This window comes from Halodesulfovibrio marinisediminis DSM 17456 (assembly GCF_900129975.1).
Lineage (GTDB): Bacteria > Desulfobacterota > Desulfovibrionia > Desulfovibrionales > Desulfovibrionaceae > Halodesulfovibrio > Halodesulfovibrio marinisediminis.
The window spans coordinates 76,733-102,376 of the sequence record NZ_FSRG01000004.1 but is presented as its reverse complement, the minus strand read 5'-3'; the positions used below and the strand labels follow the sequence as shown (position 1 = coordinate 102,376).

Annotated in this window: 24 protein-coding genes and 3 tRNA genes; 13 read left to right on the top strand and 14 right to left on the bottom strand. The window is 45.9% G+C overall.

The genetic code is table 11. The features are described 5' to 3' along the window. Positions 1–15: 15 nt before the first annotated feature. The 3 genes from BUR09_RS05020 to BUR09_RS05010 all read left to right on the top strand — a co-directional run bounded on the left by BUR09_RS05020 (position 16) and on the right by BUR09_RS05010 (position 524). Positions 16–91, top strand: a tRNA-Lys gene (locus tag BUR09_RS05020). 137 nt (positions 92–228) lie between these two features. After that, a tRNA-Lys gene (locus tag BUR09_RS05015) sits at positions 229–304 on the top strand. A 144-nt stretch (positions 305–448) separates the two neighbouring features. Beyond that, positions 449–524 (top strand) — tRNA-Lys (locus BUR09_RS05010). Between the two features lie 388 nt (positions 525–912). Here the strand turns inward: BUR09_RS05010 and BUR09_RS05005 are convergent. Further along, entirely contained in the window at positions 913–1,833 is a 921-nt protein-coding gene (locus BUR09_RS05005) for a dihydroorotate dehydrogenase (RefSeq protein ID WP_074215868.1), read from the bottom strand. Between the two features lie 10 nt (positions 1,834–1,843). Next, entirely contained in the window at positions 1,844–2,662 is an 819-nt protein-coding gene (locus BUR09_RS05000) for a dihydroorotate dehydrogenase electron transfer subunit (RefSeq protein WP_074215867.1), read from the bottom strand. Between the two features lie 503 nt (positions 2,663–3,165). Between BUR09_RS05000 and BUR09_RS04995 the strand changes: the two genes are divergently transcribed. Then, complete coding sequence (locus BUR09_RS04995) at positions 3,166–5,178, top strand: peptidase U32 family protein (protein ID WP_074215866.1); 2,013 nt, start codon at positions 3,166–3,168, stop codon at positions 5,176–5,178. Positions 5,179–5,501: 323 nt separating this feature from the next. Here the strand turns inward: BUR09_RS04995 and BUR09_RS04990 are convergent, their stop codons facing one another. Then, positions 5,502–7,058, bottom strand: coding sequence for a TolC family protein (locus BUR09_RS04990; protein ID WP_074215865.1), 1,557 nt, complete (start codon positions 7,056–7,058; stop codon positions 5,502–5,504). 463 nt (positions 7,059–7,521) lie between these two features. Here BUR09_RS04990 and tolQ point away from each other — a divergent pair, with 463 nt between their 5' ends. The 5 genes from tolQ (at position 7,522) to pal (ending at position 11,698) form a co-directional block, all read left to right on the top strand. Beyond that, positions 7,522–8,214 (top strand): protein TolQ, encoded by a 693-nt coding sequence (gene tolQ / locus BUR09_RS04985; protein WP_074215864.1) that lies wholly within the window; start codon positions 7,522–7,524, stop codon positions 8,212–8,214. Between the two features lie 4 nt (positions 8,215–8,218). Next, the gene (gene tolR, locus BUR09_RS04980) at positions 8,219–8,644 is read left to right on the top strand and encodes a protein TolR (protein WP_074215863.1); all 426 of its coding nucleotides are present in this window, start codon (positions 8,219–8,221) and stop codon (positions 8,642–8,644) included. A gap of 11 nt (positions 8,645–8,655) precedes the next feature. Beyond that, complete coding sequence (gene tolA, locus BUR09_RS04975; RefSeq protein WP_074215862.1) at positions 8,656–9,573, top strand: cell envelope integrity protein TolA; 918 nt, start codon at positions 8,656–8,658, stop codon at positions 9,571–9,573. A 25-nt stretch (positions 9,574–9,598) separates the two neighbouring features. After that, positions 9,599–10,942 carry a TolB family protein gene (locus BUR09_RS04970; RefSeq protein WP_084539342.1) on the top strand — a complete coding sequence of 448 codons (1,344 nt, stop codon included), beginning with the start codon at positions 9,599–9,601 and terminating at the stop codon, positions 10,940–10,942. A 210-nt stretch (positions 10,943–11,152) separates the two neighbouring features. Then, on the top strand, positions 11,153–11,698 hold the full coding sequence (pal, locus tag BUR09_RS04965; RefSeq protein WP_139296739.1) for a peptidoglycan-associated lipoprotein Pal: 546 nt from the start codon (positions 11,153–11,155) through the stop codon (positions 11,696–11,698). Positions 11,699–11,927: 229 nt separating this feature from the next. Here pal and BUR09_RS04960 read toward each other — a convergent pair whose 3' ends face one another. Continuing rightward, the gene (locus BUR09_RS04960; RefSeq protein WP_074215860.1) at positions 11,928–12,443 is read right to left on the bottom strand and encodes a hypothetical protein; all 516 of its coding nucleotides are present in this window, start codon (positions 12,441–12,443) and stop codon (positions 11,928–11,930) included. A gap of 96 nt (positions 12,444–12,539) precedes the next feature. Then, positions 12,540–13,511 (bottom strand): ABC transporter ATP-binding protein, encoded by a 972-nt coding sequence (locus BUR09_RS04955; RefSeq protein ID WP_074215859.1) that lies wholly within the window; start codon positions 13,509–13,511, stop codon positions 12,540–12,542. A 156-nt stretch (positions 13,512–13,667) separates the two neighbouring features. On the opposite strand from BUR09_RS04955, the gene BUR09_RS04950 reads away from it, so the two are divergent. After that, the gene (locus BUR09_RS04950) at positions 13,668–13,940 is read left to right on the top strand and encodes a DUF4911 domain-containing protein (RefSeq protein WP_074215858.1); all 273 of its coding nucleotides are present in this window, start codon (positions 13,668–13,670) and stop codon (positions 13,938–13,940) included. Between the two features lie 365 nt (positions 13,941–14,305). Here BUR09_RS04950 and BUR09_RS04945 read toward each other — a convergent pair whose 3' ends face one another. Both BUR09_RS04945 and BUR09_RS04940 read right to left on the bottom strand, forming a co-directional pair. Beyond that, positions 14,306–15,631, bottom strand: a complete 1,326-nt coding sequence (locus tag BUR09_RS04945) for a M14 family metallopeptidase (RefSeq protein ID WP_074215857.1) — start codon at positions 15,629–15,631, stop codon at positions 14,306–14,308. Further along, positions 15,631–16,431 carry a M15 family metallopeptidase gene (locus BUR09_RS04940; protein WP_245796706.1) on the bottom strand — a complete coding sequence of 267 codons (801 nt, stop codon included), beginning with the start codon at positions 16,429–16,431 and terminating at the stop codon, positions 15,631–15,633. Before BUR09_RS04940 ends, BUR09_RS04945 begins: the two co-directional genes overlap by 1 nt. A 448-nt stretch (positions 16,432–16,879) precedes the next feature. Between BUR09_RS04940 and dnaX the strand changes: the two genes are divergently transcribed. From dnaX to recR, 3 genes are all read left to right on the top strand, one after another. Next, on the top strand, positions 16,880–18,778 hold the full coding sequence (dnaX, locus tag BUR09_RS04935; RefSeq protein WP_074215855.1) for a DNA polymerase III subunit gamma/tau: 1,899 nt from the start codon (positions 16,880–16,882) through the stop codon (positions 18,776–18,778). A 108-nt stretch (positions 18,779–18,886) separates the two neighbouring features. Further along, entirely contained in the window at positions 18,887–19,198 is a 312-nt protein-coding gene (locus BUR09_RS04930) for a YbaB/EbfC family nucleoid-associated protein (RefSeq protein WP_074215854.1), read from the top strand. Between the two features lie 13 nt (positions 19,199–19,211). After that, positions 19,212–19,817: a recombination mediator RecR gene (gene recR, locus BUR09_RS04925; RefSeq protein WP_074215853.1), complete on the top strand. Its 606-nt coding sequence runs from the start codon at positions 19,212–19,214 to the stop codon at positions 19,815–19,817. A 325-nt stretch (positions 19,818–20,142) separates the two neighbouring features. Here recR and BUR09_RS04920 read toward each other — a convergent pair whose 3' ends face one another. The 7 genes from BUR09_RS04920 to mltG form a co-directional block, all read right to left on the bottom strand. Continuing rightward, positions 20,143–20,352 (bottom strand): hypothetical protein, encoded by a 210-nt coding sequence (locus BUR09_RS04920; RefSeq protein WP_139296738.1) that lies wholly within the window; start codon positions 20,350–20,352, stop codon positions 20,143–20,145. A 46-nt stretch (positions 20,353–20,398) separates the two neighbouring features. After that, positions 20,399–21,184: a class I fructose-bisphosphate aldolase gene (locus BUR09_RS04915; RefSeq protein ID WP_074215851.1), complete on the bottom strand. Its 786-nt coding sequence runs from the start codon at positions 21,182–21,184 to the stop codon at positions 20,399–20,401. 15 nt (positions 21,185–21,199) lie between these two features. After that, the gene (locus BUR09_RS04910) at positions 21,200–21,964 is read right to left on the bottom strand and encodes a tRNA1(Val) (adenine(37)-N6)-methyltransferase (RefSeq protein ID WP_074215850.1); all 765 of its coding nucleotides are present in this window, start codon (positions 21,962–21,964) and stop codon (positions 21,200–21,202) included. A gap of 214 nt (positions 21,965–22,178) precedes the next feature. Further along, a complete protein-coding gene (locus BUR09_RS04905; RefSeq protein ID WP_074215849.1) occupies positions 22,179–23,387 on the bottom strand; it encodes an FprA family A-type flavoprotein in 1,209 nt (402 codons plus the stop codon). Between the two features lie 298 nt (positions 23,388–23,685). Next, on the bottom strand, positions 23,686–23,844 hold the full coding sequence (gene rd, locus BUR09_RS04900; RefSeq protein WP_074215848.1) for a rubredoxin: 159 nt from the start codon (positions 23,842–23,844) through the stop codon (positions 23,686–23,688). A gap of 17 nt (positions 23,845–23,861) precedes the next feature. Beyond that, the gene (locus BUR09_RS04895; RefSeq protein ID WP_074215847.1) at positions 23,862–24,242 is read right to left on the bottom strand and encodes a desulfoferrodoxin; all 381 of its coding nucleotides are present in this window, start codon (positions 24,240–24,242) and stop codon (positions 23,862–23,864) included. Positions 24,243–24,614: 372 nt separating this feature from the next. Beyond that, positions 24,615–25,643 carry an endolytic transglycosylase MltG gene (gene mltG, locus BUR09_RS04890; protein ID WP_074215846.1) on the bottom strand — a complete coding sequence of 343 codons (1,029 nt, stop codon included), beginning with the start codon at positions 25,641–25,643 and terminating at the stop codon, positions 24,615–24,617. Position 25,644 lies beyond the last annotated feature (1 nt).

The following is a 25,644-nucleotide window of genomic DNA, read 5'->3' as shown; positions in this document are numbered from 1 at the left end:
CTGCACTCCTCAAACGGGTCGTTAACTCAGTTGGTAGAGTATCTGCCTTTTAAGCAGAGAGTCACTGGTTCGAGCCCAGTACGACCCACCACTGGATATAAAGACCGGAACTTCGGTTCCGGTCTCTTATTGCCCAATCGTTTGAGCAAGGCTTTTCGCGAGTCAATTTTTTTATTAAAAAACATTTGACATGAGGAAGCGAAGCCTATAGAAAATCATTCCTCGAGAGGGTCGTTAACTCAGTTGGTAGAGTATCTGCCTTTTAAGCAGAGAGTCACTGGTTCGAGCCCAGTACGACCCACCACTGAACTCACAAGCCGTATTCGGAAAACGAATGCGGCTTTTTTGGGTGAAAACGATGCGGATTATAGTTCGCGAAAGAAAAAAATATTTTTTCAGAAAAGTGTTTGACAAGAACACACGGAATCTATAAATCACATCTCCGAACGGGTCGTTAACTCAGTTGGTAGAGTATCTGCCTTTTAAGCAGAGAGTCACTGGTTCGAGCCCAGTACGACCCACCACTGGACTCATAAGCCGTATTCGCGAAAGCGAATACGGCTTTTTTCATATCTATTGTCCTGAAGAAACAATCAGCTCCGAACCTTTCTATCAGTTTTGGGCAACCCAACGCATGTTCTCACCACGCCTTATCGTTGTTGCCTACCTATCCTACACCCCATAAAAACTGCACACACAGTCCCTCTACAGCATTAGCAACAGACTTTCCCACTCCACTTCCTAAAAACCACTAAAAACTCCATGCAGCCTAATGCTACAGGCTTAAAGAACAAAAAAAGGGCTGCCCTCCATGCGAAGGACAACCCTTTTTTATATTCAACGATAGGTAATGAAGCATAACCCGCTAAAGGCAACTATCGCAAAGAAAGTTGCCCCTCGCCGGAGCAAAAACTACAGCTTCAAGGAACCCCTAAATTCTTCAAGATCAGTAATGTTCATTTCTTCCATAAGCAGCTCAAGCTGATTCACAAGACGGAAGGAAAAATCTGGACGCAGGAAGTTTGCTGTACCAACCTGTACAGCATGTGCACCTACGAGAATGAATTCAAGAACATCTTCTGCTGATGCAATGCCGCCCATACCGATTACCGGAATAGATACAGCGTTGCAGACCTGATGCGTACAACGCAACGCTACAGGCTTGATTGCAGGCCCTGAAAGACCGCCGATTACGTTTGCAAGAAGCGGCTTACGGCTACGAATATCTACACCCATACCGGACAAAGTATTGATGCATGAGATAACGTCTGCACCGGCACCTTCTACGGCTTTAGCGATGCTAGTAATATCTGTAACATTCGGGCTGAGCTTAATGATAACCGGCTTGCTGCCAGCAGCATTTTTTACGGCCTCTGTTACACGTGCAGCTTGCTTTGGATCTTGTCCAAAGAGAATTCCGCCTTCCTGCACATTCGGGCAAGAAATATTCACTTCAATTGCTGCAATACCTTCTTCTGCGGCAAGTACTGCGGTAAGTTCACCGAACTCAGCAGGGTCACACGCGTAGATATTGGCAATAACCGGCAGCTCTTCGGTTGGAAGCTTTGGAAGCTTTTCGGTGATGAATGTCTCAACACCGGAGTTTTGCAGACCAACGGCATTAAGCATACCGCACTGAGTTTCTGCAATACGCGGCATAGGGTTACCTGCACGCGGCTCAAGGGAAAGCCCTTTGACAACAATGCCACCGAGTGTTTTTAGGTCGCCGTATGGAGCGAACTCTACACCGTATCCAAATGTACCGGATGCGGTAAGAATCGGGTTTTTGAACTGTAAACCAGCAGAGCCTGGAAGCGTTACATTCATTGTCATTTAGGCCTCCTTACTCTTCATCAAGAATAATTTGATCTGACCAGAATACAGGTCCGTGCTCACACGCCTGTGCGCGTCCAGCTGCAACACCTTTGGCAGTCATTTTTTCTGTGGTTTTAGTTACACAACCCAAACATGCACCAACGCCGCACGCCATACGATTTTCAAGAGAAAGCTGGCAGCGAGCATTGTGCTTCGCAGCAAACGCCTGCACCGCACGCAGGAACGGAGTAGGGCCACACGCAAGCACAAGACCATCGCTTTCAGCGTATTCTTTAATGCTTGTTTCAACCAGATCAAGAAAATGCGCTAAGTCTTCAGGGCCACGTTCAAGGTGGCTTGCTGCTGTAATGCGTTCATTGATGGATTCAAATGGATAGCAGTTCAAAGGCATTCTATGCCCGAACTCCATATGCAGGTTCCACGGTTGTGGATGCTTTTGTGCGTAGGCAACCAGCGGCGCAATGCCGATGCCGCCTGCAAGCAGCAGAGTTGGGGTCTTATCCTCTACGGCAAACGGAGTGCCGAGTGGTCCCCATAACACAACTTTGTCACCTGTTTTCAGCTGTGAAAGACGTTTGGTACCACGCCCTACAACCTGAAAGAAAATTACGAGATCGCGCTTGCTCACACGACAAATAGAAAAGGGACGCGCCCACATCATATCAAGCGCCCACCCTTCCGGGCGAAGCATCACAAACTGGCCTGGCTGCCAGTCTGCCCATTCCGGGCGCTCAATGCGCAGGGCGAAAAAAAGACTTTCGCCGGATACTGTTCCAAAAGGAACATTATCAAGGACTGTTAGTGTAGTGCATTGTTCCTGATGCATAATTCCTGTAACCTTATTGCAATTTCTTCAGGCATCGTTTCTCTGCCCAAAGTGTGTAAATCCTGATAGCAAAGTATTACCCGAACGTCGGGCTGTTTACGTGTACGTTCTTTCTTCTCTAGCCGCAATCAATACTTTAGGGCTGCCTAGTAGTAATCAATTCAACTTTTCCAAATAAAACGCCCTAACGGCATTAACGTATCATAGAAATCGTAATCACTAAAACTCATCTACACATTTATTAATCATACAAACGCAGTAGAAAAGAAATTGCCGATACAAACTGCCGCTTTGACACCGATTGAACAGGGTATTTGTATAAATAATGTTAAAAAGAGTTTCCTTCAGGCGCGTATTAGAGTTGCCAAGGGGTAATTCAATGGTTATGTGCTACATCGCAGACTACGAAGAAATTTTTTTCCGCCAGCAAATTTTTATCAACCAATTGCCCGGCAATTGGCTTACCAACATTGGTACGGCGGAATTATAAGAGATAATATATTATGCAAAACAAACCTGAAATTCTGGCTCCTGCCGGTGATAAAAACGCGTTTCTCGCTGCCTTGGCTGCGGGTGCTGACGCGGTATACCTCGGCTTAAAACACTTCTCCGCACGTATGGCGGCAGACAACTTCTCCTCTACCGAACTTTCTAAAATGGTAGAACTTGCCCATAAAGAAGACCGGAAGGTCTACGTGGCAATGAATACACTTGTTAAGCCGGGTGATCCTGATTCCGCTGCACGCCTAATTGGTAGACTCCAGCGCGATGTAGGTCCGGATGCTCTCATCATGCAGGACTTAGGCATGGTTGAAGTGGCAAAACAGGTTGGCTTTAAGGGTGAACTGCACCTTTCTACACTAGCAAACGTTACCCACCCTGCTGCATTCAAAGTTGCGCAGGAAATGGGTGTAAACCGCGTCATCCTTCCACGTGAGCTGGATATTGATGAAGTTCGCCAGTGCAGTGATGCATGCCCTGAAAACATGTCTCTTGAACTTTTTGTTCACGGTGCGCTTTGCTACTGCGTATCCGGCCGTTGTTACTGGTCCAGCTACATGGGCGGTAAATCCGGTCTGCGCGGTCGCTGTGTACAGCCTTGCCGCCGTGTATACCAGCAGAAAGCCCGCAAAGGTCGTTTCTTCTCTTGTCAGGATTTGTCTCTGGACGTTCTTGCAAAGACACTGCTTCCAATTGAAAACCTCAAGTCATGGAAGATTGAAGGTCGTAAAAAAGGCCCTCACTACGTGTACTATGTAACTACAGCGTACAAACTGCTTCGTGATCACCCTGATGATCCAAAAGCACGTAAGCAAGCAGAGCAGATTCTGGAACAGGCTCTTGGCCGTCCTTCCACCCACAGTACATTCCTGCCGCAGAAACGTCGTTCCCCTGTTGATCCAGGCGAACAGACAAGCTCCGGTCGCCTTGTGGGTAAAATTACTGTGGAGCCGCCTAAAAAAGCGAAAAAAGGTGAACGTACTTATCCTAAGTACTTCTTCAAACCTCGCTTCGAGCTGCTTAAGTCTGACTTCCTGCGTATCGGATACGAAGACGAGCCATGGCACTTTACCGACCGCGTTCCGCACCCAGTGCCGAAAGGCGGCACCTTTGTTCTGCGTGCGCCAGCGGGTAAGCGCCCAAAAAGCGGCACACCTGTATTTTTGATCGACCGCCGCGAACAAGAACTCATCAAGATTCTCCGCGAATGGGAAGGCAAGCTCTCCCGCTGCAAGGGGAAAAAGAGTCAGGCTATTGATGTGTCCCTCAGCTACCCTTCAATTGGAAAACGTCCACGCTCTGTAACCATCCTGATGCGTGATCATCTTCCACACGGGAAGCAAGGAAAAGCAGGTAAATTTACCGATACCGCAAACGGTGTATGGCTCGGCCAGCGTACCCTGAAAACAATCGGACGTACCCTCTTTGGTCGCATGTCCTGGTGGTTACCGCCTGTAATCTGGCCAAACGAAGAGAACAAATGGCGTTCCATGATCAAGCAGGCGCTTCGTCAGGGTGCTCGTCACTTTGTACTTGGTTCCCCGTGGCAGGCGGTGTTCTTTGAAGGAGAACGCAATATTGACCTGATCGCAGGACCATTCTGCAACCCATCCAACCCTGCTGCAATTGCTGCACTGAAAAAGATGGGCTTCAAAGGCGCTATTATTTCTCCTGAGCTTTCTCAGGAGGACATTATGGAACTGCCGAAACAGAGCTGTCTGCCGCTTGGTATTGTTCTTTACGGCTACTGGCCAATGGGTATCTCCCGATTCCCTCTGGAAGGCGTAAAGCCTAACGAGCCTTTCTATTCTCCTAAAGGTGAATGTTTCTGGCTTCGTCGCTATGGTCAAAACTCCTGGATCTACCCAGGATGGCCAATGGATATCGAAAAGAACAAGCAACAGCTTCTGCAGGCTGGCTACACTATGTTTGTAAAGCTCATGGAAAGACCACCTGCAGCAGTACCGGAAGCAAAACGAACATCTCCATTCAACTGGGATTTGAATTTGATGTAACAAGACTGCCTCCGGCGCAATTTTCTTTTGCCCCCGGCGGCCAGAGAACCTTTTTTGAAAAAAGGCTTCTCTGAACTCTCCAAAAACTTTTACACGCGAGCCAAGCACGTTGTTAGAACCTCGCGGCTTATGCTCCACTACCTTTCAGTTAAAAAAGTGCTGTCCTTCACATGAGGGACAGCACTTTTTTCATTGTAAAAAGAAGTCAGGCATCGATTTTAATCATCTATCCTATCTACGTACTTCGCAGTACTCATCATAAAAAAAGACTGTTCCTACATAGGAACAGCCTTTTTATTGATAGTCAGTCAGTAACCTAGAAGCTAATTCATTGCGGAAGGATCATCCTTACGCTCAGCTTCCATATCTTTTTTAATATCATCGGCAAGATCTGCTTCCAGACCGTTGCCAGTTTCGTTAATCACGTCACTTGAAGTAAGGCCCGGAACTTTACGACCAGTTGCATTGTACAAGGACGCTACAGAAATCATGTAGTCACCACGTGCTGTAATCAAAGATGCTTCCGCAGAAGAAAGGTCAGCCTGTGCATCAAGTACGTCGGTGTTTGTGCCAACCTGTGCCTGATAACGGGCAACTGCCATACGATACGCTTCTTCCGCTGCAGCAACAGTTTTCTCTGCTACTTTAATACGTTTTGCAGCGTTAATGATGTTCAAGTAACGAGATTTAACTTCGAACGCTGCTTCCTGCCAAGTGCTTGCTTCGGAAGCTTTGTTAGACATTACAGTCTGCTTTGCACTGGTTGTTGCAAAGTAGGTGGTACCCCATGAGAAGAGGCTCCATGAAGCAGTTGCACCAACCGTAGTCTCTGAAAGAGGGGTTGGGTTACCGTCATTATCAAAGCCGTTTACTTCAGGACTATCACCATTCTTAGTCCATTCAAGCTTACCCTGAATCTGTGGGTAAAACTCGCTTGCTGCAATAGTTACATTTTCCTGAGAGATTTCAGTTGCCTTACGGGCAATGAGGATATCTGGGCGGTAATGAGCGGCAGTATCGAGACTTACCTCAAGCGGCTGTTCAAACGGGAAGTAAGCAAGCTCACCTTTGTAATTAATATGTGCGTTAACCGGAAGGTTGAGCAATGTATTCAAGCGAGCTTCCTGAATAACAACCTCGTTTTGTGCAGAAATAAGAGTGTCTTCAGCCTCTGAAAGCTGAGCCTCTGCACGCAATACGTCAATGCGAGGTTTAAGGCCAACATCGTAAAATGCCTGTGCAACCTTAAGCTGGGAAGCAAGACGCTCTACGGAGTCTTTTGCGGACTCTACATTTTCGCGTGCTGACAAGAGGTTAATAAAATTCTGCTGAACAAGGAAAATCAAGTTTAATTCTGCCTGACTCAGTGCAAGATCCTGACTCTGTGCATTTAATGCTGCACTGTTGTATGTAGCAAGAATTCTAAAACCAGTAAAAATTGGCTGAGTAACATCCACAGCCCACTGGTATGTGCTATGGTTATTGAATACACTATTATCTGTATGGGATGCAGCATATGTTGTGCTTAAAGCTGGCCCAAATGCACCCCGTGCTGCTTTTCTGCTTTCTTCAGCACTGGTTGCGCCTCTACGGGCTGCTTCAATAGAAGGGTTGTCAGCGAGAGCTTTTTCAACCGCTTCTTTCAAAGTATACGTTCCTGAAAATTGAATATCAGACGTATCTTCAGATTTAATTGCTTCTGCAGCCTGCTTCATCTCTTCAGCCACAGCAGTACGTTCTTCAGGGGATGCTTCACGGTCAACTTTCACATCCTGTGTAACGTCTTCATTCGGGGTCATCTCTTCAGCATAAACAGGTACTGCCATAAGCATACTCAGTAAAACGAGTAACAGCAGCGATTGCCAACGTAGGCATCTCATGGTCGGGTCTCCTTGCGTTTGTCTCATCGACTCGCAGCTAGCACCAAAAAATACATATTCTCAAAAGAATACATACTTTTACATGCTGCTTCAAGGGTAAAGGGATAAAAACACTGATCTATACGTAATATAACGCCGTGTTTCAGGTATGCTTCCGTGTGTGAGGAGAAGCACTGAATGATCAGGATAATTCCTAAGTAGTTAGAGTGCATTCAAACAATGTTTGAAAGTGCTATTTTCTACTAAAAGCCACGTACTAACGCAAGGCACTTTCGGTTACAAGTGAAAACAGCGCTCCTTTTTACCTGATGTTGCAGGATATTTTGTAAATGAACTTACGTTCCCATCGTATAATTTAAAAAATATTAATTAGATATGGAAGAACTTTAAACCGTAACTTATTTAGGGTACAACGCTTCAGACTTAAAAATAAAAATATCCGTAACATCAACCGGAGAAATATATGGGCGATACCAACATCTTCATGCTCATCGGGCAAGCAACAATTGTTGTAAAGATTGTACTTGGTTTACTTGCTACCATGTCCATCATTAGTTGGACAATCATGTTCAACAAGTGGTTCACACTCAGTTCTGCAAAAAAACGTGCAACAAAAGGTATTGAAGCATTCCAGAATGCGAAGACACTACGCGATGCTGTTCAGGCAGTAGGCACTGACGCATCTTCTCCGCTCTACTTTGTTGCACAGCAGGGTGTAGACGAATACACCCGCCTTCGTGAATCCGTGCATTCTTCAACAATTATTGCAGACAACGTTCAACGCTCTTTGGAACAAGGCGTATCTATGCAGTCTGCTTCTCTTTCCTCAGCACTTCCTTTCCTTGCAACCTGCGCAAACTCTGCACCATTTATCGGCCTGTTCGGTACTGTATGGGGCATTATGCACTCATTCCAGACCATCGGTCAGATGAAGTCAGCTGCCCTTGCAGCAGTAGCACCGGGTATTTCTGAAGCTCTAGTTGCAACAGCAATCGGCCTTGCAGTCGCAATTCCTGCTGCCATTGGCTACAACATGTTCCTTGGAAAATTGCAGGACATAGAAGTACAGCTTAATTCATTTTCCGGTGTTTTCCTAAACCGCGTCCAGCGCGAACTGCACACCCAGCGACCTAAGCGAACCACCGGCGAGGCGTAGCCATATGGCAATATCTCTCGGAAATAAAAAAGGCTTTGTAGCCGAAATTAACGTGACGCCTTTTGTAGACGTTATGCTGGTTCTGCTCATCATCTTTATGGTGACAGCACCACTCATGACGCAAGGGCTGGACGTTGAATTACCGCAAACAGAAACAGTCTCAGCGCTACCATCAGATAAGGATCATCTGATACTTACAATTGATAAAAACGGTAAGATGATGCTTGATGAATATGCGGTAACAGAGCAAGACCTTCCCGGGCATCTGGAACGTCTTGTAAAAAAACAAAATAAACAACTTTTCCTACGTGCAGATAAGCACGTAGCATACGGAAGTGTTGTAAAAGCCATGGGCATCATAAAAGGTGCCGGCATCAATAATTTGGGAGTTCTCGCTGAAAACCCAGAAACTGCGACAGCAAAAAAATAGGTACTTGTAACATGCGCTTTTTGAGTATGTTGTTCTCCCTATGCCTTCATTTAGGGCTCATTGTCGCAATCCTCTATTGGCCTGCTTCTACACTTAAAGTTCGGCTTGATGTGCCGGTTTACAAGGTTAAACTTGTGCAACTGGCTCAAAAAGCACCTAAGCCACGCCCTAATCACTCGAATACGGTCGTCAAAGAGGCAAAGCTCCAAAAAGAAGCCCCGAAAAAAGAGGCCCCTGCAAAAGAAGCCCCGAAAAAAGAGGCTCCAAAGCAGGAAGCACCGAAGCAGAAGGCACCGGCAAAGGCCAAGCCCAAGCCAAAAGCAAAGCCTGTTAGCGTAAAAAAGAAGGAACAGCCTAAGAAAGCGGTAACTAAAAAGAAAAAACCGCCAAAAAAAGAAGCTGTAAAAAAAGCTAACACCAAGGAAAAACCACAAAAAAAGAAGGCGAAAAAGAAAACGCCACCTAAACCAACCCCAGAAGAACTTTTGCAAAAAGCTCTTGCTTCATCTAAAGCTGCTGTAAAAAAAGACAACCAAAAAAAGGCGCATGATCTTGAAAAGGAACTCGCGGCCTTACAAAAAGCAGTAGCAAAAGAAGATGCTAAAAAAGCTGAACAAGGTATTGAAGGTACACCGCAAGATGGTGTTGTAGGCAGCATTGAGGATTTATATGCATTAACAGTTATGGACGCCATTAGACCTAATTGGCGATACCCGAAACTTGCCACACGAACCACTCTTGTTGCACAGGTACGAATAATGATTTCTAACTCAGGGGAAATCTTAGACGCGAAGCTCTTAAACTCTTCAGGGCGTCCAGATTTCGACTCTTCCACACTGCGCGCAATTGCTGACACAGAGCAATTACCAACGCCGCCAAACCCTGATCTTAACGAAATCACCCTGAACTTTAACAGTCAGGAAGACTAACTGACATAACGTCTGGATGGAAATAATGAAGCGCCTTTCTATACTGACATTACTGGTCTGCATGGCTTTTGCTGCAGCAACATCCGCCAGCGCCCGCTCATTGGAAATTGATATCTATGGACCGGGTCAAAACAGCATAAACCTCATCCAGTCTAAACCAGTTATTCCCTCGCAAGCACAAACAAGCCCGCAAATTGTGCAAAGCGCAGAAACTCTCTCTAAACTTATCAACAACAACCTGTACTATCTGCCGTTTATTTCGCTGATCAAAGATCACACCATCCTTGGCGGCAATACCGTAGCCGGTGGTACCGGAAAAACTATTGATTTTAAAAAGTACCAGCTCGCAAACGTAGACCTGCTTGTTACTGAGGTTTGGCCTGCAGTGCCGGAAGGCGGACGCCCAAGAGTGGAGTTACGAGCATTTGAGGTATTTACAGGCAAGCTAGTTCTAGGTAAGGCGTACTCCGAACTTACACCGGAAAACCTTCCGAACGTAGCTGACAGATTTTGTTCTGCTTTGATGAAGAAGTTAACAGGACGTGGTGAGTTCTTCCTCTCCACACTTGCTTTCGTAAAAAAAGCTAGTCCTGAAAAGAAAGATATTTGGACAGTTCGACCTACAGGTCGCGAACTGAACAGACTGACTAATATGTCCGGGCTTGCCATGTCACCGACATGGTCACCTGACGGCCGATACATTTTATTCAGTCATATTGGCAAAAGATACCACTCTCTGGGAATCTGGGATCGCCTGACCCAGCGAGTGCAGAAAGTTAAATTCCCGGGCAACACCATCATAGGCCCTGCTTTCTTGCCAGATAACAAGGTAGCAGTCAGTCTTGCTGCCGGTGGCAATCCGGACATTTACCTTTTGAACCACCTCTTTAAACGCGAAAAAACTCTTGTACAGAACTGGGCAATCGATGTTTCTCCAAGCTTCGATGCTACAGGGACGAAGATGGTGTTTGTTTCCAGCAGACGCGGAAACCCGCACATCTTTCTCAAGGACCTGACAACAGGTAAAGAGACCCGTATTACTCGAACTGGCAAATACAATACCAGCCCGTCAATTTCACCTGATGGGGAACTGGTCGTATTCGCACGCAGGACACCGCAAGGTCACAGAATTTTTGCCCTTGACCTCGTCACCGGCAAAGAAAAGCAGATTACCTTCGGGCCAGGCAATGATGAAACGCCTGCCTTTGGTCCCGATGGCTTTTTTGTAGCCTTCTCATCTAACCGCAGCGGCGAATACAAAATATATCTTACTACCCGCCACGGGGGGACTCCAAGGATTGTAAGAACCGGCCGTGGAGAAGCAACTCTGCCAGCATGGGGCATGGTTCCGGCTGGGTCAGCTCGGTAACATTTCCATTCTAAGTGTTATCGCACTTGCCAACAGCCTGAAACCGTGTAAGAAATGGACGGAGTTTTTTTGAATTTTTCAAGAATATAGGATATTAGGGCGCATTGTCGTAATATAAAATATTCATGCTGTTCAAATCGGTTTTTAAATGCTTGCTATAAAAGCGATTCTATCGCCAGAGTCCTTTTTTGCAAACTTTAGGAGGATGCAATGATGAAACGATTCGGTTTGGCGCTGCTGCTCATCATGGTTATGGCCATGAGCTTCGGTTGTGCTAAGAAACAGGTAGCTGTTACCCCTGAAAATGCCTCTGGCTCCGCTGTTGTTGAAGCTCCAGTTGACAACGACACTGCTTCAATAGACGCAGCTTCTCAGGCACAGGAAGCACAGCTTGCAGAAGAAATGGCAGCAGCAGCTGTAGTTATGGCTGACGCACCAATTTACTTCGACTTTGATAAATTTGACATTAAGGCTGAGTACCGCACAGTGCTCAAGCACAATGCTATGATGCTTAAAAAGTACCATATGATGCGTGTTCTTATCGAAGGCCACACTGACTCCCGCGGTACTTCCGAATACAACCTCGCACTTGGTGAACGCCGCGCACGTGCTGTTCAGGATTACCTGATCGTTCTTGGCGTACCTGCAACTCAGCTCGAAATCGTTTCTTACGGTGAAGAGCGTCCAGCTGTTCAGGGTACTACTGAAGCAGTATGGGCTAAAAACCGTCGTGCCGAGTTCAAACTCATCAAGTAATATAGCTATTCTTTAGCATATGAACATAAGGCGTTTCCTTAGGGAAACGCCTTTTTTATTTATGATTAAACCTGCTCAGCTCCATTACGAGACTATAAGCAGCATTGTGCAAAGCCAATCTTGCTGCGCTGAAAAATGTTTTCTGCACAAAACACAAAAAAGCAGGCAATAGAATTTTTCCATCGCCTGCTTTTTTGCGCTTTTACAAATAGCTGTGATGCAGCGGTTACTATTGCTCCTTCGTGGTAGTATCCGTTGCTGTAGCGGCTTCAGCTGCTTTCATCTTTTCACGGGTTTCATCAATGTAGCTTTTAACTTTGTCAGACTTTTTCCACTCTGAATACATGGAAAGCCAGTTGCCAAAGTCAAGGAAGCTCTGATCCAGCTGAGACTCATGTCCTTCAACCCACATGCTGAAAAGATGCATTTCGAACTGGAAGGTATTGCTGTTGAAAACACGCTCTGCCATGCCTGCTTTCATGCTGTTACCATCTAACTCGTTTGAAACGTGTACAACGATTGCTTCACGGGAGGTTTCGGGAGTGATTTCTTTGTTGTTAAGCTCATCAGCAAGGGAATGAATATGCGGCCAGTTCTCACGGATACGCATGTCTGCCTTTTCAGGGATACGTATGAAGAGCTTGCCATCTTCCTCTTCGCTAATGAAGTAGAAGCGTAACCAGTTCTCAAAAATAAGAACTTCGCTGATAGATTTAACTGCCTTAGAAAATTCTGTAACCGCCATGTGGCACTCCTTTCTCTGTTTCTCCCACTGAATGGGTACCAATAACTATGGTCATTAGATGCCCGTACGTCAAGTGACTTTTTTCACAATCGACACTTACGCGTATAAGTGACACAATACATGGTGGTTTTTATCAATTTCCAACCATTGTGGGAGTACTTTGCTGCACACTGGCATTGCCTGTTTACATCGTGGATGGAAAGGGCAACCTGCAGGAGGAGCCAGCGGACTTGGCAAGTCTCCAGTTTGATTACTACCAACACTACGTCGTCCCGGAACTGGTACAGGGACGGCATCAAGCAACATTTGAGTGTATGGGTGCAATGCTTTGTCAAACAGATCCTGCGTGCTTGCAAGTTCTACCAATCGCCCAAGATACATTACGGCGATAACGTCACTTACATGTCCAATCACCGCTAAATCATGCGATATAAACATGTACGTCAGACCGAAGTCATGTTGCAAATCAGCTAGCAGATTCAACACCTGGGCCTGAACGGAAACGTCCAGCGCAGAAACAGCTTCATCACAAACAATAAAATCCGGATTCAGCACCAGTGCACGCGCAATGGCTATTCGCTGCCGCTGTCCGCCGGAAAACTCATGTGGATAGCGACCGTAGTGTTCGGCACGCATCCCAACACGTTCCAGCAACTCATTTACAGCTTTCTTGCGGTCTGCTGAGCTGCCGACACGGTGTACATCCAGTGCTTCCTGAATGCTTTTACCAATGCTTTTTCGGGGATTCAGAGACGACACTGGATCTTGAAAGATCATCTGAATACGACGCGGTAATGAATGGATAACCTCATGACTTCCATGCCAGATAGACTCTCCTTCCAGCAAAACATCACCGGAAGAAGGTGGAAGCAAATGGGCAACAATTTTTGCCAACGTAGATTTGCCACAGCCGCTCTCGCCCACCAGCCCCAGTGTTGTACCTTTTTCGATACATAAGCTGACGTCTTTTACGGCCATAAGCTCTCTTGGAGCAGCTGAAAACAAAGGCTGCTCTACAGAAAATCTACGGGTAACATTTTTGAGTTCTAAGAAAGTGGTAATACTCATTTCTCCAGTACGTTAGTGTCCAACGTTGCCATAATAGCAAAGTGTTTTTGAGTTAGCAAAAACCTATCGCTACGTTTTATGATTACAAAACTGCCTCACAACGCTTTATTGACAAGGATTTTGAAATGAGCCACTTTCCACATCCGAGGATTAAACATGGCTAAAAAACGTACTAGAAAACCACGTCCACCTTTACCAGCACCTAGCTGGTCCAGCATGCTGTATGCAAAAATCGAAAAGAAATACATCGGCATGTTTCGCTTTCTGCTCGAAGCACAAGACAACCTCGGCTACGCATCCGTAGTCGATAACTACGACTGCGTGCTCAAAATTACCTTCTCTCCGCATCAGGAACGAGAAATGCGTGCCTTCCTCAAAGGAATGCAGCAGACTATTCCATTCGAAGTTTTTGAACGCCCTATGGATTAAACGTTCACAATGCCTCCGGCGGCGCTTGCCAGCGAGGCCTTAAGAACCCTTTTATAAAAGGGCTTCTTAAGAATCTCCTAAAATTTTTAGCTGCGAGATAACCACGCATTTTATCTACCCTCGCGGCTTATGCTCGACTACCTTTCATTAAATACATAAAGGGTTGCCCTAGCTATATAGGACAACCCTTTTTTGTTATGAACGAAATAGTATTTCCTGCTTAGGAGCAATAGGGTAGCCTCATTGCGGCTTCCAACGTCATAAAAAAACGAAAGACTTTCGCCTTTAAAGGTTTCTGGAGATTCTTAAGAACCTCTTGCAAGAGGTTCTTAAGCCGTCGGAGGCAAATGTAACCCCACTAGCAACTAGCGACTAGCAACAGCGTTGTTGTTAGTAAACCTGACAAGCACCATACCGGAGAACTTATCACCACGGTATGTTTCAACACGGTAAATACGACCGCTTTTGTCGAGCGAAAAACGTGTTGTAAGATCTTCTTTGCGCACAAGCACGTCAGACTCTGCACCTTTATTCGGTGCAACGTACCCGATAATGTTAACGCGATACCCTTTAAGTGAGTTAACGCTGAAATGACTGTCCACGTCAATAATAGTGCCCATAGGCACTTCCTGTGAACGTCCGTCTACAACTACCTGCAAAGATGAGAGGCTATCGTCAAACTCAAAAAATTGAGGCAACAAATTCGTCAAGTTCCTATTTCCATAGTATATTTTATACCCATTGGGGGCATCAACCATGGTTAACAACGGCTTGGATGCTTCAAACTTGCTGGCTAGACTTTTGTTCATGGGAACGTAATTAAGATACTTGCGAACATTGTCGAGATCGAGCTGAAGCTTACCTCCATAAAGAGCAAGCGTTACCTGGCTGAACATGGCCTGCTTAATCGAACGTGGATTCATATCAAAATCACGGGAAAACTCGATACCCGCCTGTTTCAAAAATGACTCAAGCACGGATAGATGGTAGTAAGTACGTGTGGGTGTTCGGAACGACTTGCTAGCCTCGATACCAAAGGCAGGCTTACCATGCCTAACAGCAAAGTACGTAAGCGACTTCTCCATTTCATGGTCACCTTCACGCGTACGGGTGTTTTTTAAATGGAACTTATCGCTTTTCTTAAGCAAACCTGCATTTACCTTTTTTACAGCAGATTCAGCCATCACTTCCAAATTTCCGAACAACGGATGCTCAATATCTTTCTGATCAATAATGACGCACTGCCCCCAGAATCGAGGGTTATGAAGCTTATCTAAGTACTTTGGATTATAAAACCCGCTGCCATCATGCAGGTTAAGAACAAGATCAACCTGCTCATTACGAATAATCTCTTTTATCCGCTGTACTGAACGGTAATCTGGATCATTCTTATCCAGCGCCGCAAATTTACGATTCATATCACCATATGAACCACGAGAACTTTTAATAATGCTTAAAAAATTTAAGTTAGGAACAACCCATACATTACCTTTAGTGATTTCATAATGAGATACAAGCATTCCCGCAGCGCTAAAGCCACCCGGCTCATCACCTTGAATTCCACCAACAACAAGAATTGTCGGCCCATTGGGATCATTACCGAGCTTATGCAATGAAAAATCCAATGGATTTTGCGCAAAAGCTGAAATCGCGGTCAGAGTAATAAGGATGAAAGATAGTAACAGTCGCATTATGAGCTTACCTTAACATGCCAGGGTTCGTACCGTACTCCCAGCAGATTTCCTCTGGGGTAACGCAGTGTCAAATAACCAAGTTCGTTTAATTTGCTGAAGACGCGTGTCTCTGTGAAACGTGAGGTAAAGTTAAACTTACCGTATTTTCTCTGTCCCACATCAAAATCACTGATGCCATGAAAGGAATAGCCTGGAGGAGCCAGTGATCGCGAAGCCAAAGACAAGTTGCCACCGTTACTGCTCGCTTTCATCAGAAACAGGTGGAACTGCTTCACAACTCCGCGCACACCTGATGTCAGAATTACATCAGAAGAAAGGGCACTTTTAATCTCTTTCCATACCTCATATGGGTGTCCCTTAAAGAGATAGTGCCCGCTGTAGCGAATTTTAATGACATTCTTCCGATTAATTTTCTGTGTAAATGCAGTAATAGGCTTATCACCATAAAAACCTAATTTACTGGCATCATAGTAAAAAACCTTTTCAAGAAATACTTTTTCTTTCTCGGAAAACGCGCCAATACGTGAATATTGTTTCCCAAAAGTAAACGCCTCATCAATACTGATAAGGTTAAAATTTCCGTATCCTACAGTACGCATTACGCGAGTAAGCTTTGCAGTACACGCTTTAAGCAATGCCAAGTCGTCACCCATCAGCACAATGTCATCAGGATGTACAGAATCAAAATGACTCATCTTGGAAATGTAGTCTCTTACATGCAAATCAAACTGTCCGCGTTTTTCTTGAGGCTTTTTCTCAAGCAACGGTGCAGCAAGCACATCGCATGGTATTGTCATCAACGATGCAATACAAATATGTCGTAAAAAAGATCGCCTGTTCATTCATCACTCGAGAAAAACATACATACAGCTCAGCACTATGCTGCTCATTTCAAAGGGAAACTACGTTATTTTACCTAAAAACTAAACCCCGTTAATCATGGTTTTACAACGACACTTTGCACCGCCTTAGCCACTTCTAATAGTAATATGTTGTAAAAAGTACACATAAAAACATAAGCGATGCAGTAACACCAACAATCACAACAGTGTAGGGCTTCTTTTTTCTCATAATTTCATGAGCCGAAAAATAATGAACAAAACCATCCATACCAAGGGTTCACCTTGCCTTTGGCCTATTTTTTTTTTAGCGTGTCTAGTTGTAGTTCTTTTTGCGTATTCCCCGTTTTAAGTACGCATTCACAGGGCACACGAATCCCAAATTTTTGAAATTTGCAGGACCATAATGAGTACAGCAGCATTAACCACAGCCTACAGACCTCAACGCTTTGCCGACGTTGCCGGACAGGAAACAGTAAAATCTGTTCTTTCCCGTGCAGCTAAAGAAGACAAAGTAGCTCCGGCCTACCTTTTCAGCGGCACACGCGGTGTTGGTAAAACAACCATTGCCCGTATTTTCGCAAAAGCACTTAACTGCAAGAACGCTCCGACAAACGAGCCGTGCAATGAGTGCGAACATTGCAAAAAAATTACACAGGGCATGCATGTAGATGTGGTGGAAATTGACGGTGCTTCCAACCGTGGTATCGACGATGCACGTAGACTGCGTGAATCCATCGGCTATGCAGCAATGGAAGGGCGTTACAAAGTTTTCATTATCGACGAAGCACACATGCTCACCCGTGACGCATTCAACGCGCTGCTCAAGACTCTTGAGGAACCGCCAAAAGGCGTCACTTTTATCCTCGCCACCACAGAATCGCATAAGTTCCCGATCACCATCATTAGCCGTTGTCAGCACTACACATTCAAGATGCTCACAGAACAGGAACTTGTAGATCATCTGACCAAAATTCTTGAGCTTGAAAAACGCGAATACGATCCCGCAGCCGTGCGTCTTATCGCACGCCGCGCAGCAGGTTCAGTGCGTGACTCCATGTCCCTGCTTGGACAGGTTCTTGCTCTGGGGAATGATCGCCTTGAAGTGGCAGATGTCCGTTCTATTCTTGGCCTTGCAGGACAGGAACTGTTCTTCAGCGTTATGGAGGCCATGAAAAATCAGGACGTTGTCGCCCTTTCTCAGGTTATCCGCGACATCCTCGAACAAGGCGTTGATATCGGCTTCTTCCTTCGCGAACTTGGCAACACATGGCGCAACCTGTTCATGCTAAAACAGGCAGGCGAACAAGCGCTGCCCCTGCTAAATCTTCCAGAAGCTGAAGCCCAACAATGGCTTGCTCTGGCACCGCAGTTTGCCTTGTCTCATGTACATGCCTGCTGGCAGTTGACTCTAGAAGGTCAGCGTCGCGTCTTGAATAGCCTTGAGCCAGCAATGGCGCTTGAATTGCTGCTGCTGAACCTTGCATTCCTGCCCAAACTTATTTCTACAGAAACGCTTTCCCGTGGAACAGGTACTCCACAGCAAGCAGCAGGACAACGTCCAGCACCTCAACAGAGTGCCCCGACAACAGCACCACAGGCTCCTACGCAGATGACGCCGCAAGCCGCTCCACAAATGCGACAGCAGGTGGAACCGCAGCAGGCTCCTGTACAGCAAAGTGCGCCATCACAAGCACAGCCGCCACACAGGCAACAGGCACAACGTCAGCAACCTCCTCATCGGCAGGAGCCACCACATAGGCAACAGCAACAGCGTCCACAAATGCAAAATAGTATGCAGCCGTCTATGCCCCCTATGGATATTCCTCCTGCGGAATTGCCACCGGAACTTGGCGGAGCGAACCACAGTATGAGCTCACCGCCACCGGACCTCCCGCCATCCGGCGGAGGAGATGGATCAAGTAATAATCAGCCGTCCGATCTTACCCGATGGAGCGAATTCTTAGAGTCCTGTCAAAAGCAGGACGAGACGGGCGGCAAGAGTTTACAATACCTCGCTAAGGCTACCGGTAAACGTGTCGGTGACACCTTGCAGATTACTGCTGCAGGACGCACCCAGTACGATATGTTAAATGACAAAGACATCATCGCTCGACTTACACGTAAAGCCAATGAATGGTACGGTACAAAAACCGTAACATTAATAGAGCCAGCCACAGAGGCGCGCAGCTATCACGAATTAAAAGAAGAAATTGAATCGGACCCGGCAGCACTGCTTCTTAAAGAAGAGTTGGGGGCAGAGTTGCTTACGTTCAAACATAAAGACGACCCAAGCCGGAAATAATACCTTCCGGCAAGCATGTAGGGATGTCATTAAGGCTCCCCATCACCATACAACAATGCAGGATTCTATCCTGCTTATAAAAAAGATAACATTCTCAAGGAGACTACCATGCGTGGAATGAACGATATGCTTCGTCAGGCTCAGATGCTTCAGAAAAAAATGACCAAACTTCAGGACGAACTTGCAGAACGTGAAGTAACCGGCACTGCTGGCGGCGGCATGATCACCGTTGTATGTACCGGTAAGCAAGAAATCCGTTCTATTACTATCGACAAAAACGCTGTAGACCCTGAAGACGTAGAAATGCTGCAGGATCTCGTACTTGCTGCAACCAACGACGCACTTCGCAAGTCCAAAGAAATGGCTGAAAGCGAAATGGGCGCCCTTACCGGCGGCATGAACATCCCAGGCATGTTCTAAGTCAGGATTACCAGTGCAACAGCTTCCTGAACCGCTTAAAGTTCTAGTTGGACAGCTCTCCAAGCTGCCGGGGCTCGGTCCTAAGTCCGCACAACGGCTTGCAATGACGCTACTTAAGTGGCCGGAAAAGCAAACCCGCGATCTTGGACAGAATATCCATGATCTGCGAGACAAGCTGCACCTATGCGACAGATGTGGTGCTTTGTCAGATACCGACCCTTGTGCCATTTGCATCAACGAAAGCCGTGCAACAGATACCCTGTGTATCGTTCCGGAATGGGATGCTATGCTCGCACTTGAAGAAGGCGGCTTCTACAACGGGCAGTACTTTATCATCGGCGGCCTCATCGCACCGTTGGAAAATGTTACTCCCGAACAGCTGGAGCTGGATAAACTGAAACAGCGCCTTCTCGAAGGCAGCATTACCGAGATTATCTTCGCACTTGGCACTACCATTGAAGCGGAAAACACCGTCTCCTACATCAAGGAGCTCGTAAAACGGGAGTTCCCGCACATCAATGTCAGCCGACTGGCGCAAGGTATTCCTCTCGGTTCAGACGTAAAGTTTGTGGATAAAGCAACGCTACGGCAATCGCTGAATTACAGGCAGAAACTGTAAGGTGATATTGCCTCCGGCGGCTTAAGAACCCTTTTGAAAAAGGGCTTCTTAAGAATCTCCTAAAACTTTTAGCTGCGATATCAGCACGTTTTTTACGTAACTTCGCGGCTTATGCTCCACTACCTTTCGTTGAATAAAAAAGGGCTGTTCCTCATATGAGGGACAGCCCTTTTCGCTTCACAAATTATCACAGAAAGATAATCCCCTTGCGGCTACCAACACCATAAACAACGGGCGGTCTTCGCCCTTAAAGGTTTCTGGAGATTCTTAAGGACCTCTTGCAAAAGGGTCTTAAGCCGCCGGAGGCAAATAAGTCGCATGGTCATTACTTGCGACGAGTCACAAGGTTCAGCAACAAGCGCGCAATGAACCATGCACTGCCGAAAAGGATGGCAAGCGAAAGAAAATAAAGCGGCGTGTTAGCCGCAAGCTCAGAGTTGCGTAGCATGGTTATGCCGCTAAAAATAATGGCAGCACTGATTATGAGCTGAAAGAGATGATTCGAATCACGAATCACCTTACGTCGTTTGCTCATAAAAAAACTCATGATCCAAACGATCACGAAGAAAAGTACTGCTATTTTAAACATCGTCTTCCTTAGACTCCTCAGGCAGCTTTGCAATGCTCTGAATGCGTTCTAAGCTTTCAATCTGCTTATCCTTAGGAAGAATCTGGAAAGGCACAATAACGCCGTCAGCACCGCAGGCAAGACCGTTTTCGACGGACGTGCAGTAGCCATCAAATGTTGCAGCTCCATGGGTACCTGTTAAAAGCACAGGCGCGCTTGCTTCAGTAATAGCCTGTGCAAAGCTTTCCGGATGCCCAGAGTAAGGAACAGCTATAATGTCTGCACCGAGCTCACTGCCAAGCATTATTGAATCTGCGATAAGCGCGCGGTCATACTCTTGAACGATGCGGTCACCTTTAGCGTAAATTGAAAGGAGTACAGGCAAACCATAAGAATGAGCCTCCTCGCTAATACTACCGAAGTCCAGAAGCATCTTTTCTTCATATTCATTGCCTATAGCAAGTTGCAGAGCAACGGCATCGGCTCCGGAACGTAAGGCTTCAAGAACAGAGCAGACAACCGTGCGGTTCCAAGACGGCACTGCATGCTTGCTTGCTAAAGAAAGCTGTACAACAAGCGGAAGTGAAGAGGGAAATGTGAGCCCATAGGTTCGTGCAAATCCTCCGGAAACGAGAAGCGAGTTAAGAGGATGCTTGCTAATGGTATCAACGCAGGCGGACGCAGATACAGATGAAGTAAAACCACCGTCCATCCGAGACTGTTCAAAAGAAACAATAACAGGTTTTGAGTTGTTTTCTGTTGAAAGCAGACGTTCTCTTCTACGATACATACCGATCATACGCGCTCCTGAGGGCTACCGCCCGCGTGCATTACATTCCAAATATGGGCAATATTCCAATGTCCCGTCAGTAAGGGCTGTGCTGTCGCCCATGCCGCTGTACATAACAAGCGGAGATTCAACTACTACACCGCAATTACCGTTTTTTCGGGCTTCAAGCAATACCAGCGTACTGTTTTGATCTGCCTTGCTGTGAATGAATTTCATACGCTTAGGGGTTAATTTGTTCTGCGAACAAGCGTCCATAAGCTCTTCAAGACGTTCCGAAGGAAATATGCAGCAGAATGCTCCCTTATTCTTTACCAGAAAAGCCGCTGCCTGCACAAACGCTGCAAGCGCTCCCTCTGTTTCAAATAAGGCACACGTCCTCTCTTGTGTAGCTGCGTGACGTCCTTGATTCTGTCTACGATACGGTGGATTTGAAACAACTACGTCAGCGCTTTCAGCCGCGAGCCCGCATGCACGAATCGCCCCGACATCAGCCAACGCACCGTTAAATCGCTCTGTAACGCCCAAATGCTCCGCATTCTGCTTTGCAGCATCAAGCAACACTTGCTGTAACTCAACCCCTGTCACAACAAGCCGCTCGTTTTCAAGCAGCATAGTCAGGCCGATAACGCCACAGCCCGTACCAAGATCAACAGCAGACCGGTACTTTGCTGCGCCCGCAAATCTAGCCAGCAACAAGGCATCCATTGAAAAACGAAACGTCCCTTCCGGTTGAAAAAGACCACGCGGAAAGTATTCCCGTGCCTTCGCTATCTCTTGTTCATTACTCATCGCAGTCCTTTAGCACATCTTTAACGTCTAAAGAAAACCATTCATAACAGGTTTATTATTTTAAGAAAAAACAAACGAGACCGAATCTCATAGCTCAATCAACACCCTCTTCATCAGCATAAAAAAGGGGTGAAGATATCTCCCCACCCTTTTTATCAAACGTCATTAAGCCGTGATCGTATTTAGCAAGCTAGAGCTACAGGCAAAAAACAGTCTATTCACCACACTTCTCTTTGAGTGCTTTAGCAAGCTCAACACCCATTTCGTAGCATTTTTTGTATGAGTCGTGAGTTGGTACAAACTGGTTTTTCACGCCATCAACAGGCATTTCAAAGCCCATATCGACAAGACTTTCAGTAAGAGACTTTACGCACTCACCGGACCAACCAAAGGAACCGAAGGCGCCACCGATACGATTCTGAGGACGAAGGCCTTTCATGTAGGTAAGCATTTTAGCAACTTCTGGCAGGATACCGTTATTATGGGTCGGAGAACCGAACACAATAGCAGATGCTCGACCAAGCTCTGTCATAACTGCGCTATGGTGGTCAGATTTAAGAGACATGATGCGTACTGGTACACCTTCGCTCTCAAAGCCTTCAGCAACAGCGTAAGCCATTTTCTCAGTGGAATGCCACATGGTATCGTAGATGATGACAGCACGTTTTTTCCATGCCTGCTCTGCAAATTCACGGTATTTATCAAGGCACCACTGAATATCTTCTTTACCACGGAAAATAAGACCGTGGTCTGGTGCGAGCATGTCGATTTCAATACCCATTTCTGCAATTGCATCGAGAGTTTTGAGTACTAATGGAGAGAATGGAAGCACGATATTGTGGTAGTACTCAACCATGTCGTATTCAACAACAGCGCGATCTACTTCGTCTACAAAACGCTCAGTGCTGGAAATGTTCTGACCGAAGATATCGTTACAAATAAGAAGCTTATCCTGCGGGATATAAGACACCATGGAATCTGGCCAGTGCAGCATACGAGTTTCGATGAACTGAATATCACGAGAACCGATATTGATGGAATCACCTGTTTTTACAACTTCAATTGGCCAACCTTCAGTATTGTAGTGCGCTTGCATGGAACGCTTACCGAGTGGTGAACAGAAAATTTTTTCCGGCTTGCAAAGTTCTACAAGCTTAGGAAGACAACCGGAGTGGTCTGGCTCAAGATGGTTACAAACAATGTAGTCAACTTTCTCCAGCTCAGTCACATTGGATATACGACAAAGCATAGTTTCAAGAAAGTTGCTCTTAACAGTATCAAAAAGAACAGTTTTTTCATCTTTGATGAGATAAGTATTGTATGTGGTGCCCTGTGGAGAAAGAGAGTAACCGTGGAAGTCACGGCTTGTATAATCAACAGCACCTACCCAAAATACGTCTTTTTTAATTTCAACAGGATGCATCATGTTTTCCTTATTGCTTACCCTAGCTTAGCGCAAAAGGGTCTTAGGGAGAAATTTTTAGCTGTTCAGAGCAACCGACGATGCGGTTCACGCTTTCACGCGCATAGGTCCATACCTTGTTATAACTGCTTTCCCTCTGAGGAGCAGTTAACACGCGATTGTTATTCGCCACAGGCAACGTAACATACTGGAGCTATAGCCAAAAATCCGATAGCACGCCCTCCATTGCCTGTACAGAATAAGCGATATACATTCACGAAAAAGCCCCCCTCCAGCTGAGGGGGGCTTACTTACTTACTTAAGCTGGTTCGAATTCGCTCTTTGGAGCCCCGCAAACCGGACAAACCCAATCTTCAGGGATATCTTTGAACTTAGTACCCGGCTCAACGCCATTCTCCGGGTCACCTTCAGCAGGATCGTACTCATAACCACAAATTACGCATACGTATTTTTCCATCGTTCTTCTCCTGCTAATTACGCTTCTGCTTTCCAATGACCATGGAGGTTACAGTACTCACGAGCAGTAACTGTTTCTGCCTGAATACAGAACTCTGCCTCTGGAGCATCGCCAGGATTGAGGAACTTTGTGTAGCTTACGCCGTCTGCGACAAGTTCGATCCACTGAATCCAATGAGTGTCAATCATAGGGTGAGCAACTTCACCGACTTTCACAAGGTAGCCGTTCGCGGTTTTTTCGATAACTGGAACATGTTTTTCGCGTGCTGCGTCAACAGTACCTTCAACCTGCAAAACCATATCTTCACCACAGCAAACCAAAGCCGGGCCGCCACCTACAAGAATTTCAACCATATTTCCGCAGTGCTCACATTTGTAAACTTCGAGACGATTTGGCATCGGGGCCTCCTGATCGACATTGTATTATTAAAATTCAGAGTAAAAATCTTTCCAATAACCAGAAATTAGAATGCAGCGTCAATATACACTTAAAATAGTATCAGTTCAACGCGATTAGCAGGCATTTACTTGTTCCTGCCCTTCGTTGAAAAAAGATATACGCAGTTGAAAAGAAATAATCAAGCTATTAATAACTGTTCCTAATAAGAAAATTTACCTGTTTTATTAACACCCTGATATTACAAGACTCTAACATACAGATTTTTTTATCATAATCATAAAAAAAGACAGAGAGTTACTGACTCCCTGTCTTTTTTGCACAAAAAATATCATCAAAAGCAATGACCTATTATGTCGACTTGTGACGCAATGCTATTTATTTCTACGAAGCTGAAACTTACGAACAGCTTTATTGTGCTCTTTCAATGTCTTGCTAAACTTATGAGATCCGTCTCCTCGTGAGACAAAATACAGGTAATCGTGTTTTGCAGGTGTATTCGCAGCCTTAATTGCTTCAAGACCAGGAGAACAAATAGGCCCTGGGGGCAACCCTCTGTGCTGATAGGTATTATACATATTCTCTTTATTACGAATGTCGGAGCGACGAATGTTGCCGTCAAAATATTTACCCAGACCATATATGATAGTCGGGTCAGCCTGCATGCGCATCCCCTTCTCAAGACGGTTTGCATACACGCCTGCAACAACGTCACGCTCTTCAGGAATACCGGTTTCCTTTTCAACAAGCGATGCTAAGATAATAAGCTTCTTTATATGTTCAGGACCTGGCTTAGCTTCTCCCCACAACATAGCAGTCTTCTGCCAAAACATATGCACAAGCATGGACGCTACTTTTTCGGCTGAGGCTTTGTTCAACACTCTCGGCTTGTTCAACTTGTAGGTTTCAGGAAACAGGAACCCCTCTGCATCTGAAAAAGGAATATTATGCTTTCTCAGAAACTCTGGGTCATGAATAACACTGGAGAAATCTTCCGCTTTGGCAAACCCTTGTTGTTCTATTTTTTGAGCAACAAGCCACCAGGGAAGTCCTTCCTGAAAAGACAGAGTATAAAGAACACCTTTACCGGTTACGAGCTCCTGAAGCAGACGCTCTGGAGTCCAGCCAGTATTAAGAAGATACTCCCCGGCCTTCAGATTATGCTGCTGCTTGCGGATACGAACCAACAAACGGAATGCATAAGGGTAGGTAACAGCACCTTGGCGAGCCATGTCATCAATGACCTGACTAAAGGAAGCCCCTTCAGGAACCACCAAAGGAATTTCATGTAACTCCTTCTGCATCGGAGAACGAGTATACGTTTCAAACGCAAACCAGGCACCGCCAGCCGCAAGTACTACCAGTACCAGCAACGCGCTACATATTTTAGTAAATGTACCCATA